This is a genomic window from Pedococcus sp. P1_H8, from assembly GCF_056405175.1.
The window spans coordinates 1-779 of record NZ_JBFUCP010000033.1 but is presented as its reverse complement, the minus strand read 5'-3'; the positions used below and the strand labels follow the sequence as shown (position 1 = coordinate 779).

Genomic DNA, 779 nt, shown 5'->3' with positions numbered 1-779 from the left:
CGAGTTGGCGGTGGCCGACGTGCTCGGCCGCCACGAGTCCGTCCGGACGGTGTACCCGGACGACGAGGGGGTGCCGCGACAGGTCGTGCTGCCGGTCTCCTCGGTCCAGATCGACCTGTCCCCGGTGCGGGTCGACGGGGACGCGGTCCCTGCCGCGCTGGTGGAGTTCGCCTCGCAGGGCTTCGACGTCACCACGACGCCGCCGCTGCGCACCCGGCTGTTCCAGGCCGACGACCAGGAGTACGTGCTGGCGCTCGTCGTCCACCACATCAGTGCGGACGGTGCGTCGATGGGTCCGTTGGCCCGCGACGTGATGCTGGCGTACGGCCGGCGGGTCACCGGCGCGGCCCCCGAGTGGGCACCGCTGGTCGTGCAGTACGCAGACTACGCGCTGTGGCAGCGTGAGGTGCTCGGCGMCGAGGACGATTCCGAGTCGCTGGCGTGGCGTCAGCTCGACTTCTGGGAGGGCACCCTTGCGGGCATGCCCGGGCTGATCGAATTGCCCACCGACCGCCCGCGTCCGGCCCGGCAGTCGATGCGCGGCGGGAAGGTCGATTTCGAGATCGACGCCGACCTGGTGGCCGGTCTGCACGAGATTGCGCGCCGCGGCGGTGCCACGCTGTTCATGGTGATGCACGCRGCGCTCGCCACGTTGCTGTCCAGGCTGACCGCCAACGAGGACATCGCGATCTCGACCGCGGTGGCCGGTCGTGGTGAGGCCGAACTCGACGAGATGGTCGGCATGTTCGTCAACACCCTGGTGCTGCGCACCGCTGTGG

Annotated in this window: 1 protein-coding gene; it reads left to right on the top strand. The window is 70.7% G+C overall.

The genetic code is table 11. The features are described from left to right. Positions 1-779, top strand: a 779-nt coding sequence (locus AC1DYG_RS18660) for a condensation domain-containing protein (RefSeq protein WP_477641363.1), incomplete at both ends; no start/stop codon positions are given.